This is a genomic window from Amycolatopsis pithecellobii (assembly GCF_009707865.1).
GTDB lineage: Bacteria > Actinomycetota > Actinomycetes > Mycobacteriales > Pseudonocardiaceae > Amycolatopsis_E > Amycolatopsis_E pithecellobii.
This window is the reverse complement of the sequence record NZ_WMBA01000004.1, coordinates 133,717-147,391: the sequence shown is the minus strand read 5'-3', so window position 1 is coordinate 147,391 and position 13,675 is coordinate 133,717. Positions and strand designations below refer to the sequence as shown.

Genomic DNA, 13,675 nt, shown 5'->3' with positions numbered 1-13,675 from the left:
TCAGTTGCCCATAGCCGCGACTACCGGCGACGGATCCTGAATGGGGCAAGCAAATCGCCCCGCCGGCCGGTGGTGAGCCACTCCGCTACGTGTTTCGCCACCGCCGGCGCGATGGCGAAGCCGTGGCCGTGCCAGCCGGTCGCCACGAAGACCCGGTGGTCCTCGTCGAGGAAATCGAGGTAGGGCAAGCCATCGGGCGTATAGGTCTCCGGCGAACTGGCGTCCGCGGCCACCAGGACGCCGTCGCGGAGCGGCGGGAAGACCGATGCGGCGACGTCGAGGCTTTCCTGGATGTCGCTCTCGACGGGCCGGCCTCGCGCCGTGTCGTCGTCCCACCTGCCACGCATGCCGCCGGAGATCATCGTGATGCCCTCGGCCAGTGGCTTCACGGACAGAATCTTCTGGAGGTGCCCGGCCAGATGCCGTGGCTGGTAATCGTCCTTGGCCTGGAACATCAGCACCTGGGGCGCCATTGTCCACAAAGGAAGGTGGGGCCGCCCCGATCGCTCGAGCAACGCGTTCGTGCCGAAATTCGTGGCGAGCACGATCGCCCTGCGGGCCACGAGTTCCGAGCCATCACCCAACCGCACCCAGGGACGCGGCTGGGCGCCGAATCTGTCGACTTCGGTCGCCTCCCGGACCGATGCGCCGAGCTTGCCCGCCGCGGCCGCATACGCACGGGCCGTCAGTTGCTGATCGGCAATACCCTCGTGCGGGTTGAACAAGGCGGCGATCTCGGATTCGCCGACACCGGGCTCCAGTGCCCGCAGTTCCGAACCGCCGACCAGCCGGGAACCGATCCCGTGCCCGGACTGAAGCCGCTGGTGCGCCTCCGCGCGGGCCAGCCCGATCTCGCCATACTCGGCCATCGAACCCACCAGCATCAGGCCACCGAGCCGCTCGAACCCGGTGTCGCCACCGAGTTCGGCCGCCAGGGCCGGCCAGATCGCCAGGGCTTCCCGCGCCAGCACCAGTTCCCGCGAATTGCGCCCGTTGGCGCGCACCCCGCGCTTTCCCGGTCCGCCCGATGCTCGCGATGCGAGCCGGCCGGCCTCGAGTACCGTGACCGACGACCCCCTGATGACCAGCTCGTACGCAAGAGAGGCGCCATACACGCCACCCCCCACGACGATGAAATCCGCGACCTCCACGCGTGACCTCCGACCAGCTTTATTGAAGCGAACACTTCATCTCTCCGGTCGAACTGTAGTATTCACAACAACACATGACAAGAGGGAGGCCTCAAGTTGAATTCGGATGCTCCGTTGCATGAGCGGGTTGCGGCGCTCGTGGTGTCGTTGACGCCGGGCGAGGCGGTGGTTGCGGAGTTCATGGCGGCGAATCCGGCATTGGTCGCTGTGTCCTCGACGGCGGAGCTGGGGAGTTTGACGTCGACGAGCGATGCGACGGTGGTGCGGACGACAAAGAAGCTGGGGTATCCGAGTTTCCGGGAGTTGCGCCGGTCGGCTCTGGCCATCTCGGGTCGCCATCGCGACCCGTCGAAGGTGCTGGATGATCAGCTGGAACAGATCAGTGGCTCGGATTTCGGAGCCAAGAAGGTTCTCCTGGACACCGCATTGCTGCTGCGGCAGTTCGAAGCGGATCTCGACACGGACAGCTGGACTCGCGCCATCAACGCCATGACGAGTGCCGCTCGCGTGATCACCTACGGCATCGGCCCCAGCGGATGTCCCGCCGATTATCTCAGCATCTGCCTTCACCGCGCCGGAAAGCCGAGCACGAGTATCAAAGCGACGGGCTTCTCGCTCGCCGACAGCCTGCTCGACATGAACGAGTCCGATGTGCTCGTCGTGTTCGCGACATTGCGCCAGTTCCGCGAGATCGACGTAGTGCTCGAGTATGCGGCGAAGGTCGGGGCCACCACGATTCTGGTCAGCGAGACACTCGGCGAGGCACTGCGGGAGCGTGTGGACGTCGTGCTGGCCACGCCGCCCACCACCACCGGCACCAGCGACGGCGTCGTCATGGGCATGATCGTCGCCCGCGCCCTGAACCTGTCCGTCTCGGCGGAGCGTCAGACCGACGCCGTGCGGTCCTACGAGCGGCTCAACGCGCTGCGCGCCGACATCGTCGGCGGCAAGCTCGACGCGGAAGGGTAATTCCTCCACCCCTTGCCTCCTCCCTGACGCGTTTACTACAGTCGGCCGACATCCAGGAAGTTTTTGCTACACGGCGGCCGACGGTCGTATACGTGGCACAGCCGGGAGGAGTCCGCCGATGTCCGCGGAAGACTTGACCAGTGTGGAACGTGAAGTATCCCCTGCCGAGCCACGAACCCGGTTGTCACTGGGGCGGCTTGTGTCGACGGTCGCCGTGGGAAACCTGTTGGAATGGTACGACTTCGGCGTATACGGGTACTTCGCGCTCGTCATCGCCCGGCAGTTCTTCGCGGGCGGTCAGAGCACGGCGCTGCTCCTGACATTTGCGAGTTTCGGTGTCGGTTTCCTTGCCCGTCCACTCGGCGCGATCGTGTTCGGGCATGTCGGTGACCGGGGCGGCCGCCGGAAGGCTCTGACATATTCGGTACTCGGCATGGGGGTCGCCACCTTTCTGATCGGCTGCGCCCCGACCTATCACCAGATCGGTCTCGCCGCCCCGGTCCTGCTGACCGTGTTGCGTTTGCTTCAGGGATTCGCCAGCGGTGGTGAATGGGCCGGATCCGCCACCTACATGCTCGAGTCGTCCCCGCCGGGCCGCCGAGGGTTCGCCACCAGCTGGCAATTGAGCTCGGTGGCGCTGTCGCTCACCTTGTCCGCGAGCGTGGCGGCCTTGATCAACGCGGTGATGCCCGCCTCGGCCGTCGAGTCGTGGGGATGGCGGCTGCCGTTCCTGGCCGGCGCCCTGATCGTGATCCCGGCGTGGATCCTTCGCCGGTCGGCACCCGAGACCAGTGCATTCGAGACGCTGAAAGCGAATGAACAGGTGGCCACCGCGCCGCTCCGAGAAGCGTTCAGGACCGCGCGCCGCCCGATGCTGAAAGCGGTTGGCCTCGTGGCATTGATGGGGGTCGCGTACTACATCCTGTTGACCTACCTCGCGACGTGGCTGGTCACCTGGGCCGGTTTCAGTCCGGCACTCGCGAACCTGACGATGGCGATCGAGTCGGCGGCCTTGGCGGTGGCGACTCCGATCTTCGGCGCGTTGTCCGATCGCATCGGCCGCAAGCCGCCGATGCTCACCGCGTGTGCACTCTTCGCCGTGGTGTCGTACCCGGTTTTTCTGCTGCTCCAGAACAGCCCGGCTTGGGGTGTCATGCTTCTGCTGCTCGTGTGCGTCGTGCTGCTCGGCATGGCCGTCGGCCCCGCCACGGCAGCTCTGGCGGAATTGTTCCCGGCGCAGGTTCGGTACACCGCGCTTTCGATTCCTTACCATTCGACGACGGCGATCTTCGGTGGATTCGCCCCGTTCATCGCCGCGTTTCTCGTGACGTGGACGCACGATGGTTCCGCGCCGGCCTGGTATCTGGTCGCGGCCGCCGTGTTCGGTTTCGTCGCGGTCCTGACCTTCAAGGAGACGGCCCGGCAGCCGTTGGCGTAAGCCGGGCGCCGGTGACACCGGCGCACCCCTTGGCACGCGCTGGCGTATATACTACAGTTCTGGCAAGTTTGCGTAGTCGATGCTACAACCGGACCTGAATCGCGGCCGGTGCACGGACAACAAGGAGAACAACGATGTTTTCGTCCATCCGCAAACGTGTCGTCGGCATCGCCACGACCGCGGTCTGCCTTGCGGCGGCCACCGCGTGCGCCGGCCCGGCCCCGGCTCCCACCAACGGAGCACCCAACTTGACCTTCCGGATGAACCTGACGGCCGGATCGCTGACGACACTGGGGCTCTTCGTGGCTCGCGACATGGGGTATTTCGCCAAAGCCGGGTTGCAGGCCCAGTCGGTCACGACCAACCTCGGCACCTCGGCGCTCCAGCTGCTGACCTCCGAACAGCTGGATGTCGCCTCCATCGACATCCCGAGTGCGATCAACGCGCGCGCCGCCGGCGCCGACATCGCGATAGTGTCCGGGCTCGAGCGGCATGCTCCGGTCGCGCTGCAGTGCCGGAAGGACATCGGCGCGACACCTGGTTATCCGGCCGGCGTGACTTCGCTGGCAGGCAAGTCGATCGGCATCACGGCCGTCGGCGCGGCGAGCGACACCTTCGGGCGCATCATTCTGAGTTCGGCGGGCGTGGACCCGGCCAAGGTCTCGCTGGTCCCGCTGGGCGGGGTGCCCAATTTCATTGCCGCGATCAAAGCGAAACGCGTCGACTGTGTCATGTCGTTCCAGCCGATCCAGCATCAGCTGGCCGACGAGGTACAGACCATTGTCGATGTGCAGAAGGGCGAAGGACCCGCCATTCTGACGAACGCCGCATACGGCGTGGCGGCCACGACGAACAAGTTCGCGACGGCCAATCCCGAAGTCATCACCCGCTTCCGGCAGGCGATCAAGGCAGCCAACGCATTCCTGGCCGACCCTGCCAACGCCCCGGCGGTCGCCACCGGGGTCGCCTCGGACTATCCCGGGGTCAGCCATGACGAGCTCGTGACCCTGGTCAGGGCCGTGCAGGCGACCTACGCCGACGGCGAGACGATCCCGGCGAGCGCGTTCGAGGATTCGGTCAAGGCATACAACCTGGCCTACGGCAAGAACATCACCGCAAACCAATCCGAATTGGTGCTGAAATAGCTATGCGACCCTCTCTGCGAAAACGCCTTTTCTGCCTCGCCGTGAGCGCGGCTTGTGCCCTGGCGGCCACGGCATGCGGAAGTTCGACCTCCCCGCGCGATGAGGCCACCGGTGGCCCCGCCCCGTTGCCGATCAAGCTGAATCTCATCGGCGGATCGCTGGTGACACTGCCGCTGTTCCTGGCCCGCGAAATGCGATATTTCGAGAAGGCAGGCCTCGACGTACAACCGCTCACCACCAACAACGGCAACTCGGCGACACAATTGCTGAGCTCCGGGCAGCTGGATATCGCCATCAGCACGATCCCGGTCACGATCGCGGCGAACAGTTCCGGCGGTGACCTCGTGATCGCCTCCGGAGGCGAGACCAGGGAACCGCTCGCCTTGCAGTGCCGCAAGGGCGTCGGTGCGGTCCCGGGTTACCCGGCCGGCATCAGTTCGCTGGCAGGCAAGTCGATCGGCACTACCGCACCGGGCGGGGCGCCCGACATCTATACCCGTGCGCTGCTGGTCTCCGCGGGTGTTGACCCGGCCAGGGTGTCGTGGGTGACGGTGGGCAGCGTCCCCGCCGAAATCGCCGCGATCAAGGCAAAGCGGATCGACTGTGTCACCTCGGTCCAGCCCGTCCAGCAACAACTCGCCGGCGACGTCGACACGATCGTCGACGTCCAGAATGGTCAGGGTCCCGAATTCCTGCTGAATGCGAATGCCTGGGTCTACCTCGCGTCGAAACAGTTCGCCAACGCCAACCCCGAGGTGATCAACCGCTTCCGGTCCGCGATCACCGCGACGAACGCCTTTTTGTCCGACCCCGCCAACGCGCCCGCCATCGCCAAAGCCGTCGCGCCGGACTACCCCGGCGTCGGCGAACCCGACCTCACGGGCCTCATCAGGGGCCTGGCGCCGTCGTTCGCCGGGGCCGAGAACATCACCGCAAGCCAGTTCGACGACGCGGTCAAGGCATACAACCTCGCCTACGGCAAGAACGTCACCGCACACCAGTCCGAGTTGGTACTGAAGTAAAGGATTTGATCGATATGAAGGGATCAGCTGCCGGGCTGGCCAAGCCGGTGCCCGGTACGCGGACCACAGCGACAGCACCGCGGGGAACGATCGAGCTGGAGGCGGTCGGCCACTCCTTCCTGGCGGGCAAGACCCGGCGCCCGGCGATCCGGGATGTCTCGTTCACCGTCGAACAAGGAGAGTTCTGTGCGGTCGTCGGGCCCAGCGGCTGTGGTAAGACCACCATCCTGAATCTCGTCTCCGGACTGCTGCGCCCCACCGAGGGCCGCGTATCCGTCGACGGAAAACCGGTCCGCGCCGTGAGCAGCGACATCGGCTACATGCCCGCGCAGGACTCCCTGCTGCCGTGGCGGACCGTACTGGGCAACGTCGAGTTCCCACTCCAGCTCGCCGGCGAATCACGCAAGTCCCGGCTGGATCGCGCCCGGGAAATGATCTCGGCGGTCGGCCTGGAGAAGGTCCTGGACCACCACCCGCACCAGCTCTCCCAAGGCATGCGGCAACGGGTGGCGATCGCCAGGACGTTCGCGACCGGCTCACGCATCATCTTGATGGACGAACCCTTCGGCGCGCTGGACGCCCAGACACGCGTGGTCATTCAGGACCTGTTTCTGTCCATCTGGGAACGCCGCAAGCCGACCGTCATCCTCATCACCCACGACGTCGCGGAAGCCGTCGCGCTCGCCGATGTCGTGGTGTCCATGTCGCCCAGCCCCGGGACCGTGCGGGCGACTCGCCGGATCGAACTGCCACGACCGCGGTCGGCCGAGCAGCTCATCTTCGAATCGACCCGGTTCCAGTCGTATATGAAGGAAATCTGGCACGAGCTACGCGGAGGCGAATAAGTGACCGGCACCGAGGTCGTCACGACCAACCCAGCCCAGCTCGACGATGCTCCGCCGGTTCCGCGCCAGGGATATCGCCGGGCCTTCGTGATCGCCACGCGGATCATCCTGGTCGCCGCAGCCATCGGCGCGTGGCAGCTGATCTGCACGACGAAGCTGGTGAACCCCCTCTTCGTCCCCAGCCCGGGCGCGACCGTGCAGGCGTTCGTCAACGGCATCCACGACGGCAGCTTGCGAGCCGCCTCGCTCGAGACGCTCAAAGCGGCCATGATCGGCTTCTGTATCGGCATGGCCGCGGGCACCATTTCCGGCCTCGTCATCGGACTGTCGCAGACCGCGACGAAAGTGCTGAACCCGCTCGTCACGGTGATCAACTCGATGCCCCGCATCGCCCTCGCCCCGTTGTTCGTCCTGTGGTTCGGGACCGGCACCAACTCGGCCATCGCCTTGGTGGTGTCACTGGTGTTCTTCATCGCCCTCACGAACGTCATCACCGGCGCGCAGGCCACCGAGCGGAACCAGCTCACCCTGGCCAAGCTGTGTGGCGCGTCCCGGTGGCAGACGATCTACTGGGTGGTCCTTCCCGCGACGGTTCCCTGGATCATCGCCGCGGCGCGCCTCTCGCTGGCCTACGGCCTGTCCGCCGCCATCGTCAGCGAGATGTTCCTCGGCCAGGTCGGGCTGGGTTATGTCATCGTGTCCGGGTCAGGGTTCTTCCAGATGCCCAACGTGTTCGCGGCCATCATCGCCACCGTCATCATCGCGGGCGTACTCGATCAGATCGCCTCCCTCGCGGAACGACGATTTCTGCGCTGGCGGCCCGCGCACCATTAGTCACGAGGAGGTGGAAATGGAACTCGAAACGGTATTCGGTCTGGTGCACGGTGGGTGTCACGGAGCGTGGTGCTGGCAGCGTGTGATCGGCGCGCTCGACGTCCTCGGGCACCGCGGGGTGGCCATGGATCTGCCCTGCGACGACGACTCGGCCGGTGCCCAGCGCTACGCCGAGGTGGTCCTCGACGCACTCGCCGACGTCGATGGCAACGTTGTTCTCGTCGGGCACTCTCTGGGCGGGCTGACCATTCCGCTGGTCGCGGCGGAACGTCCGGTCCGCACGCTGATATTCCTCTCGGCCGTGCTGCCCATGCCCGGCAAAAGCCTGATACAGCAACAGGAAACGGAACCAGAGATGGTCTTTCCCAATCCTGACGGGCCATCCGCGTTCCGTCGCCGGCTGTATGGGACAGCGGCCGATGCGGATGCCGCGTGGGCGCTGGCGCAGATCCGGCCGCAAGCACAGACCCCGTACCACGAGGAGACTCCGCTGAAGGCCTGGCCGGACGTCGACGCGGCGTTCATCGTCCCGACCGAGGACCGTGCGGTCAATTCGGTATGGGCGCGCCGGGCCGCGCGGGAGCGACTCGGCATCGAGGCGCACGAAATGATCGGTGCCGACCACTCCCCCTTCCTCAGCCGCCCCGCGGAATTGGCACGGCTCCTCGTGGAATTGGCGGTATCGAAGGAGCAGGCGCATGGCGCGTGAGACGATTTTCGTTCTGGTGCATGGCGGTTCTCATGGAGCGTGGTGCTGGCAGCGCGTGATCGGCGCACTCGATACGCTCGGGCACAGCGCGGTGGCCATGGATCTGCCCAGCGAGGACGAGACGGCCGGTGCCGGGCGCTATGCCGAGGTGGTCCTCGAGGCGCTCGCCGACCTCGACGGCGACCTTGTCCTGGTCGGCCACTCACTGGGCGGGCTCACGATTCCGTTGGTGGCAACGGAACGACCCGTCCGCAAGATGATCTTCCTGTCGGGCGCGCTTCCGATACCCGGCAGGACCCTGCTCGAACAGTTGGCGGCCGAGCCCGAAATGCTGCTCTTCTCACCCCAGGCCGGCCCATCCGCTTACCGCGACGGCCTGTACAACGCAGCCGGCGACGCCGACGCGGCGTGGGCACTGACGCAGATCCGGCCCCAAGCGGAAATGCCTTTCCGCGAAACGACACCACTGAGGGTCTGGCCGGACACCGAGTCGGCATATGTCGTCCCGACCGAGGACCACGCGGTCAATCCGGTATGGGCGCGCCGGGCCGCGCGGGAGCGACTCGGCATCGAGGCGCACGAGATGATCGGTGCCGACCACTCCCCCTTCCTCAGCCGCCCCGCGGAATTGGCACGGCTCCTCGTGGAATTGGCGCGGCCGCATTAGGAGGAGACCCCGGGGGTTCAGCGGGGTGGCAGCTGCAGCAGTTTCTCGGTTTCCCCGGGACCGGCGATGGTCAGGTCGAGATCGCCGGCGAGCTGAGCCGCACGCGAGACCAGCGGCAGGTTGCCCTGGCTGAGTTCGCCCTTGCGCAGATACAGGGTGTCTTCGAGCCCGGCTCGGGCGTTGCCGCCCAGCGCAAGCCCCATCGCGGTCAACGACAGATTGGCCCTGCCGATCGCGGTCACCTGCCACACCTCGCCTTCCGATGACGCCGCGTTCCATCACATCCGGTCGGCCTTCACCGCGGAGGGCGAGCCGGTCCATTTCCATGCGAGCTATGCGGTCCTGGCCGACCTTGCCGCCGCGGCGGCGCGTATCGGCCGATCCGGCGACGTGGCCCCGTTGCTCAACACGGCTACGCGAGCGCTGGGCGGCAATACCTCGCTCCGTCTCGCCTCACTTCTGCACCGTGCCGCGGCGTTGTCGGCTGCCGAAGAGGCCGAGCGCCATTTCCGTGCGGCACTCGAGGTCGAGCGGTGGCCGTTCGAACACGCACAGCAGCAGCAGATCGTGCGCCTGGCCTCCCGGGCGCAGCTGCGCGACCTCCTGCCGGCCGAGTAGCCGCGAGGCCCCGTGCTTCGCCGGGCTAGACGCGTCACGCTTGGGCGAAGCGCGGGGTAAGCGTTTCCGCTGCCGGCTCGTGATAGGCGGCTGTCGCGACCTGCACGAACGACCTGATCAACGGGTTGGTGTCGCCCTCGTTCCACGCCACCACCACGCGGCTGGGGGCCATGTCGATCAGCGGGACCACGGCCAGGTCGCCCGGCAGGTCGTGCCCGAGCGGGGTGATCCCCACGGTGCCGTTCCAGAGCACGGCCTGGAGGCATTCCTGCACGACGCGCACCACCGGGCCCTCGCGCGGTTTCCCGCCGTTCCAGTACGACTGCCAGATCGGGTCGCTCCCGGGCGGGAACTGGAACCATCGGCGGTCCGCCAGGTCGGCCAGCCGCAGGTGATCGCGGTGGGCCAGCGGGTCGTTCGCGCGCAGGACCGCGCCGACCGGGTCGGCGCGCAGCTCACGCACCGTCAGTGCGGTCTCGTCGAACGGCGCGCGGGTCAGGGCGACGTCGACCAGTCCGGCACGCAGCCCGCAGGTGGGATCGGTCAGGTCGGTGTCGCGGACGAGGATGTCGATGCCGGGGTGCCTTCGACGGTAGGCGCCGGCAAGGCGGGTGATGCCGCGGTCGGTGTTGTCGCCGAGGATGCCGACGGTGATGGTCGCCGCGCCGGCTGCCGCAGCGACGCGTACGAAGGCCCGATCCGCCTGGTCGAGCAGGGCTCGGGCCTCTTCGAGCAGGACCACCCCCGCCGACGTCATGGTGACCCCGGCGGACGACCGGGTGAACAGCGCGGCGCCGACCTCGGCCTCCAGCCGCCGGATCGCCCGGCTCAGCGGCGGCTGGCTCATCTGCAACCTGGCGGCAGCGCGGCCGAAGTGGAGTTCCTCGGCGACGGCCACGAAATAGCGCAGCGTACGTAGCTCCACGCGGCGACGATACCCGTGCGGTATCGGCATCCCGGAATTGGTCTTGGACAGTCACCGGGCTCCGGCGGTGAAATCGGATCATGACTGAGGAACCGAAAGCCCGTGAGGCGGCCGACCCCGCGGTGTCGGTGGTCGGCCCGGACGCCGGTGAGACGATCGTCCTGGGCACCACGCGACTGCGCGTGCTCGAGGACGGCCGGAACACCGGGCACCGCCTCGGGCTCGCCGAGTCCGTCCTCGCCCCGCACACTCCCGGACCGCCGCAGCACCGCCACGCCCAGCACGATGAGGGGTTCTACGTCATCTCCGGTGCGGTGCGGTTCACCGTCGGGGACAAGGACTACGACGCGACCGCGGGCACGCTCGTGATGGTCCCGCCCGGCGCCCCGCACACGTTCGCCAACGTGACCGACGAGCCGGCCGTCATGCTCAGCACTTTCACGCCCGACCTGTACGTGCAGTACTTCCGTGACCTGCGGGACATGATCGCGAGCGGCCAGGAACTGACCCCACAGGCGAACATCGGGACGATGGCCCGCTACGCCACCGAACCTGCCACCGACTTCACCTGAGAGCCGGCGCGCGGCTGCACAACTCACGTCTCCCTCGGGAGCAGGATCGCATCCTCCCAGGGAATGGACACGTCCACGTGCTCCCCCGGGCTGAAACCGGTGGCACGGGCGGGGACGATCACGCGCAGACCAGTGACGGTATCCGAGTCGATCAGGACGCGAACCTCGTCCCCGAAAAGCATCGAGCTTCGCACCTTACCCCGCAGTGCCGGTGCGCCTTCGACAATTCCCCATCGCGCGGCACGCGGCCTGATGCCCAGCGTGTAGCGGCCGGGCGACATTCCCGCGGGCGCCTCCCAGTACCCCGTGCCATTTTCCCACCGGAAGCGTTTCTCCGAATCTATTTCCGCCGGGACCGTGGTCGCGTCGGAAAAGAACTCGGCCGTAAATGCGTTCGGCGGATTGCGAAACAGGTCGTCCGGCGTGCCGAGTGCCACCACCCGCGAGTTGTTCATGATCGCGATGCGGGTCGACAGGTGCATCGCTTCCTGCTGGTCATGGGTGACGTAGATGAACGTCGTCCCGAGTTCGCCGTGGATTCGCTTGATCTCGGACTCCATTTCGAGCCGGAGTGTCCGGTCAAGAGCACCGAGCGGCTCGTCCATCAGCAGCACGTCGGGGTCGTAGGCCAGTGCACGTGCCACCGCCACCCGCTGCTGCTGACCACCTGACAGCTCCGCCGGAAGTGCTTCGGCCCGATGCTCGAGTTTCACGATCGCCAGAATCTCGGCCACCCGCGCTCGCCGGCGAGGCAACGACCATTTCCGGCGCTTGAGGCCGTACTCGATGTTCTTCGCCACCGTCAGGTGCGGAAAAAGAGAGTAGCTCTGAAAAACCATTCCCAGTTGCCGCTGTGCAGGACTCAGTCCGGAGATGTCACGGGACCGAAGCAAGATTGCCCCGCTGCTGGGCGACTCGAACCCGGCGATGAGCTTGAGCAGTGTGCTCTTCCCGGAACCGCTCGGCCCCAGCAGGGTCAAGAATTCGCCGCGCTGAACAGTGAGGCTCGTCGGCGAGAGGGCCGGCAGCCCGCCGTACTGCTTGGCCACGCCGTCCAGCACCAGCACCTGATCGTCGTCCATGATCGTTTCCGTGTTCGTCATCCTCGTCGCCTCTTCATCACAATTCGTCCGGCAATGGCAGCGACAATCATCAATAGTGCGGAGCCGAGCATCAGAAGCGATGCGGCTGCCGTGATGACCGGATCAATGGAGTACTGAACTGAATCGAGAATCGCCTTGGGCAGGGTGACTTGTCCCGGTCCGCCCACGAAATTGACGATCACCACCTCGTCAAAGGCATGGAGAAATCCCATCACCGCGCTCGCCAATATCGCCGGCAAGAGCGCCCTGCCGGTGATTTCCACGATCGACCGGACAAGGGAGGCCCCCATCGTCATGGCCGCGAACTCGGCCGTACGCGGGATCTTGCTCAATCCGGCGGCAATGCCGATCACGACGATGGGCAGCGCCACCACGGCCTCCGCGATGATGAGCCCCCCATTCGAAGAAGTAAGGCCCAGCCGGGAGAAAAGCGCAAACAGTCCAACGGCCAACGCGGACATCGGAATGATGATGCTGGTTACGGCCACCCCTTGCAGCAGATTCCTGCCGGGGACTTTGCTTCGCTGCGCGACCAGGCAGACGGGCAGCGCCACCACGACGGCGAGTGCGGCGGCCGGCAGCGCCAGGGAGAGGGAGAGCCCCATCGAGCGCATCCACACCGGGTTGTGAAACAGTTCCTGGTATTGGCGCCAGCCGAAACCATCCGGGGGGAACGCGAAGTGGATCTGCTGCGAGACGGACATCACGAGTATCACGACGACCGGGGCGAGGATGATGAAAACGGTCGCGGCCAGTATGACCCGCACGGACATTCTGGCCAGTTTGTCAAGAATTTCAGACATTTCACGACCTCGTGATTGCTTTACGAATACTTCCCGGGCCGACGAGTCCGATGGTGACGATCATCATCAGAAGTGCCACCCCCAGCAGGATCATCGCGAGTGCAGCCGCCGCGGGATAGTCGAAGTACTCCAGAATGTTCGTCTGGATCAGGCCGGCCAGGAAGGGCGCCTGGGCTCCACCCAGCGTGACCGGTGTGACATAGAAACCCACCGCGAGGGCGAAAACGACGGCTCCAGAGGCGATCAAGCCCGGTGTCGCCAGTGGCACCATCACCCGCAGGAGTGCGCCCGACCTTGTCGAGCCCAGCACCTCGGCGTTCCGGAGGAGATTCACATCAATCGTCTGGAACACGGCATGAACGGTCAGCACAGCAAACGGAACCAGTGAATATGAGATTCCGAGCACGACCGCCGGCGTGGTGTACATCAGCTGAACCGGCTTGTGGCCGAACCACCCGAGGGCGGTGTTGACAACCCCTTCTTTCGAGATGAGCAGGATAATGGCGTAGTTCTTGACAATTGTCCCCATCCAGAACGGGATCAGCACGCACGCCCAGCAAAGCCCGCGCACCCCAGCGCGCGTCGTCGTGCGGATCGTCCAAGCGATGAGACTCCCGACCACGAGAACAAGAGCCGTCACGATCAGACTCGCCGTGAACGTCGTGAAAATCGCCTTTCGCCCGGATCCGCTCGAGAGGATTCGCCCGTACGCTTCAAAACCGTCCGCGCTCGATTCCACGAACAGCAACACAAGCGGATACAGCACGAAGACGCCCAGCAATATCACCGCCGGCAATACCGCCACCAGGGCGTAGCGTTTTCGGATATAGGGCGTCCATTCACGCCGTAATTGCATTGACGCCGTCAATTCTGG

General features: G+C 66.0%; 16 protein-coding genes. 10 read left to right on the top strand and 6 right to left on the bottom strand.

Annotated elements, in window-relative coordinates:
* Window positions 1–20: 20 nt before the first annotated feature.
* Entirely contained in the window at window positions 21–1,151 is a 1,131-nt protein-coding gene (locus GKO32_RS04470) for an NAD(P)/FAD-dependent oxidoreductase (RefSeq protein ID WP_154755479.1), read from the bottom strand.
* Window positions 1,152–1,247: 96 nt separating this feature from the next.
* Between GKO32_RS04470 and GKO32_RS04465 the strand changes: the two genes are divergently transcribed.
* The 8 genes from GKO32_RS04465 to GKO32_RS04430 all read left to right on the top strand — a co-directional run bounded on the left by GKO32_RS04465 (window position 1,248) and on the right by GKO32_RS04430 (window position 8,780).
* On the top strand, window positions 1,248–2,120 hold the full coding sequence (locus GKO32_RS04465) for a MurR/RpiR family transcriptional regulator (RefSeq protein WP_154755478.1): 873 nt from the start codon (window positions 1,248–1,250) through the stop codon (window positions 2,118–2,120).
* A 118-nt stretch (window positions 2,121–2,238) separates the two neighbouring features.
* On the top strand, window positions 2,239–3,558 hold the full coding sequence (locus GKO32_RS04460) for an MFS transporter (RefSeq protein WP_154755477.1): 1,320 nt from the start codon (window positions 2,239–2,241) through the stop codon (window positions 3,556–3,558).
* 134 nt (window positions 3,559–3,692) lie between these two features.
* The gene (locus tag GKO32_RS04455) at window positions 3,693–4,703 is read left to right on the top strand and encodes an ABC transporter substrate-binding protein (protein ID WP_154755476.1); all 1,011 of its coding nucleotides are present in this window, start codon (window positions 3,693–3,695) and stop codon (window positions 4,701–4,703) included.
* Between the two features lie 125 nt (window positions 4,704–4,828).
* Window positions 4,829–5,725, top strand: coding sequence for an ABC transporter substrate-binding protein (locus GKO32_RS04450; RefSeq protein ID WP_166459372.1), 897 nt, complete (start codon window positions 4,829–4,831; stop codon window positions 5,723–5,725).
* A 14-nt stretch (window positions 5,726–5,739) separates the two neighbouring features.
* Window positions 5,740–6,570, top strand: a complete 831-nt coding sequence (locus GKO32_RS04445; RefSeq protein ID WP_154755474.1) for an ABC transporter ATP-binding protein — start codon at window positions 5,740–5,742, stop codon at window positions 6,568–6,570.
* Window positions 6,571–7,404: an ABC transporter permease gene (locus tag GKO32_RS04440; RefSeq protein WP_154755473.1), complete on the top strand. Its 834-nt coding sequence runs from the start codon at window positions 6,571–6,573 to the stop codon at window positions 7,402–7,404.
* A gap of 16 nt (window positions 7,405–7,420) precedes the next feature.
* Window positions 7,421–8,113: an alpha/beta fold hydrolase gene (locus GKO32_RS04435; protein WP_166459371.1), complete on the top strand. Its 693-nt coding sequence runs from the start codon at window positions 7,421–7,423 to the stop codon at window positions 8,111–8,113.
* Window positions 8,103–8,780 (top strand): alpha/beta fold hydrolase, encoded by a 678-nt coding sequence (locus GKO32_RS04430; RefSeq protein WP_154755471.1) that lies wholly within the window; start codon window positions 8,103–8,105, stop codon window positions 8,778–8,780. The genes GKO32_RS04435 and GKO32_RS04430 overlap by 11 nt, the downstream gene beginning before the upstream one ends.
* A gap of 17 nt (window positions 8,781–8,797) precedes the next feature.
* Here the strand turns inward: GKO32_RS04430 and GKO32_RS04425 are convergent, their stop codons facing one another.
* Window positions 8,798–9,022, bottom strand: coding sequence for a 3-keto-5-aminohexanoate cleavage protein (locus GKO32_RS04425; RefSeq protein WP_312867483.1), 225 nt, complete (start codon window positions 9,020–9,022; stop codon window positions 8,798–8,800).
* Here GKO32_RS04425 and GKO32_RS04420 point away from each other — a divergent pair.
* Complete coding sequence (locus tag GKO32_RS04420; RefSeq protein ID WP_154755470.1) at window positions 9,000–9,398, top strand: hypothetical protein; 399 nt, start codon at window positions 9,000–9,002, stop codon at window positions 9,396–9,398. The two genes, GKO32_RS04425 and GKO32_RS04420, sit on opposite strands and share 23 nt — an antisense overlap.
* A gap of 34 nt (window positions 9,399–9,432) precedes the next feature.
* On the opposite strand, the gene GKO32_RS04415 is transcribed toward GKO32_RS04420, so the two are convergent.
* Window positions 9,433–10,323, bottom strand: a complete 891-nt coding sequence (locus tag GKO32_RS04415; protein ID WP_312867482.1) for a LysR family transcriptional regulator — start codon at window positions 10,321–10,323, stop codon at window positions 9,433–9,435.
* An 80-nt stretch (window positions 10,324–10,403) separates the two neighbouring features.
* Between GKO32_RS04415 and GKO32_RS04410 the strand changes: the two genes are divergently transcribed.
* Window positions 10,404–10,895, top strand: coding sequence for a cupin domain-containing protein (locus GKO32_RS04410; RefSeq protein ID WP_154755469.1), 492 nt, complete (start codon window positions 10,404–10,406; stop codon window positions 10,893–10,895).
* A gap of 23 nt (window positions 10,896–10,918) precedes the next feature.
* On the opposite strand, the gene GKO32_RS04405 is transcribed toward GKO32_RS04410, so the two are convergent.
* The 3 genes from GKO32_RS04405 to GKO32_RS04395 are packed head-to-tail and all read right to left on the bottom strand — an operon-like array spanning window position 10,919 to window position 13,669.
* Window positions 10,919–11,998 carry an ABC transporter ATP-binding protein gene (locus tag GKO32_RS04405; protein WP_154755468.1) on the bottom strand — a complete coding sequence of 360 codons (1,080 nt, stop codon included), beginning with the start codon at window positions 11,996–11,998 and terminating at the stop codon, window positions 10,919–10,921.
* Window positions 11,995–12,801, bottom strand: coding sequence for an ABC transporter permease (locus GKO32_RS04400; RefSeq protein WP_154755467.1), 807 nt, complete (start codon window positions 12,799–12,801; stop codon window positions 11,995–11,997). Before GKO32_RS04400 ends, GKO32_RS04405 begins: the two co-directional genes overlap by 4 nt.
* 1 nt (window position 12,802) lies before the next feature.
* On the bottom strand, window positions 12,803–13,669 hold the full coding sequence (locus tag GKO32_RS04395) for an ABC transporter permease (protein ID WP_154755466.1): 867 nt from the start codon (window positions 13,667–13,669) through the stop codon (window positions 12,803–12,805).
* Between the last annotated feature and the right edge of the window lie 6 nt (window positions 13,670–13,675).

Coding starts and splice junctions, on each gene's coding strand:
- GKO32_RS04460 (WP_154755477.1), top strand. CDS start 2,239: ATGTCCGCGGAAGACTTGACCAGTGTGGAACGTGAAGTATCCCCTGCC.
- GKO32_RS04455 (WP_154755476.1), top strand. CDS start 3,693: ATGTTTTCGTCCATCCGCAAACGTGTCGTCGGCATCGCCACGACCGCG.
- GKO32_RS04445 (WP_154755474.1), top strand. CDS start 5,740: ATGAAGGGATCAGCTGCCGGGCTGGCCAAGCCGGTGCCCGGTACGCGG.
- GKO32_RS04435 (WP_166459371.1), top strand. CDS start 7,421: ATGGAACTCGAAACGGTATTCGGTCTGGTGCACGGTGGGTGTCACGGA.
- GKO32_RS04430 (WP_154755471.1), top strand. CDS start 8,103: ATGGCGCGTGAGACGATTTTCGTTCTGGTGCATGGCGGTTCTCATGGA.
- GKO32_RS04410 (WP_154755469.1), top strand. CDS start 10,404: ATGACTGAGGAACCGAAAGCCCGTGAGGCGGCCGACCCCGCGGTGTCG.
- GKO32_RS04405 (WP_154755468.1), bottom strand. CDS start 11,998: ATGACGAACACGGAAACGATCATGGACGACGATCAGGTGCTGGTGCTG.
- GKO32_RS04400 (WP_154755467.1), bottom strand. CDS start 12,801: ATGTCTGAAATTCTTGACAAACTGGCCAGAATGTCCGTGCGGGTCATA.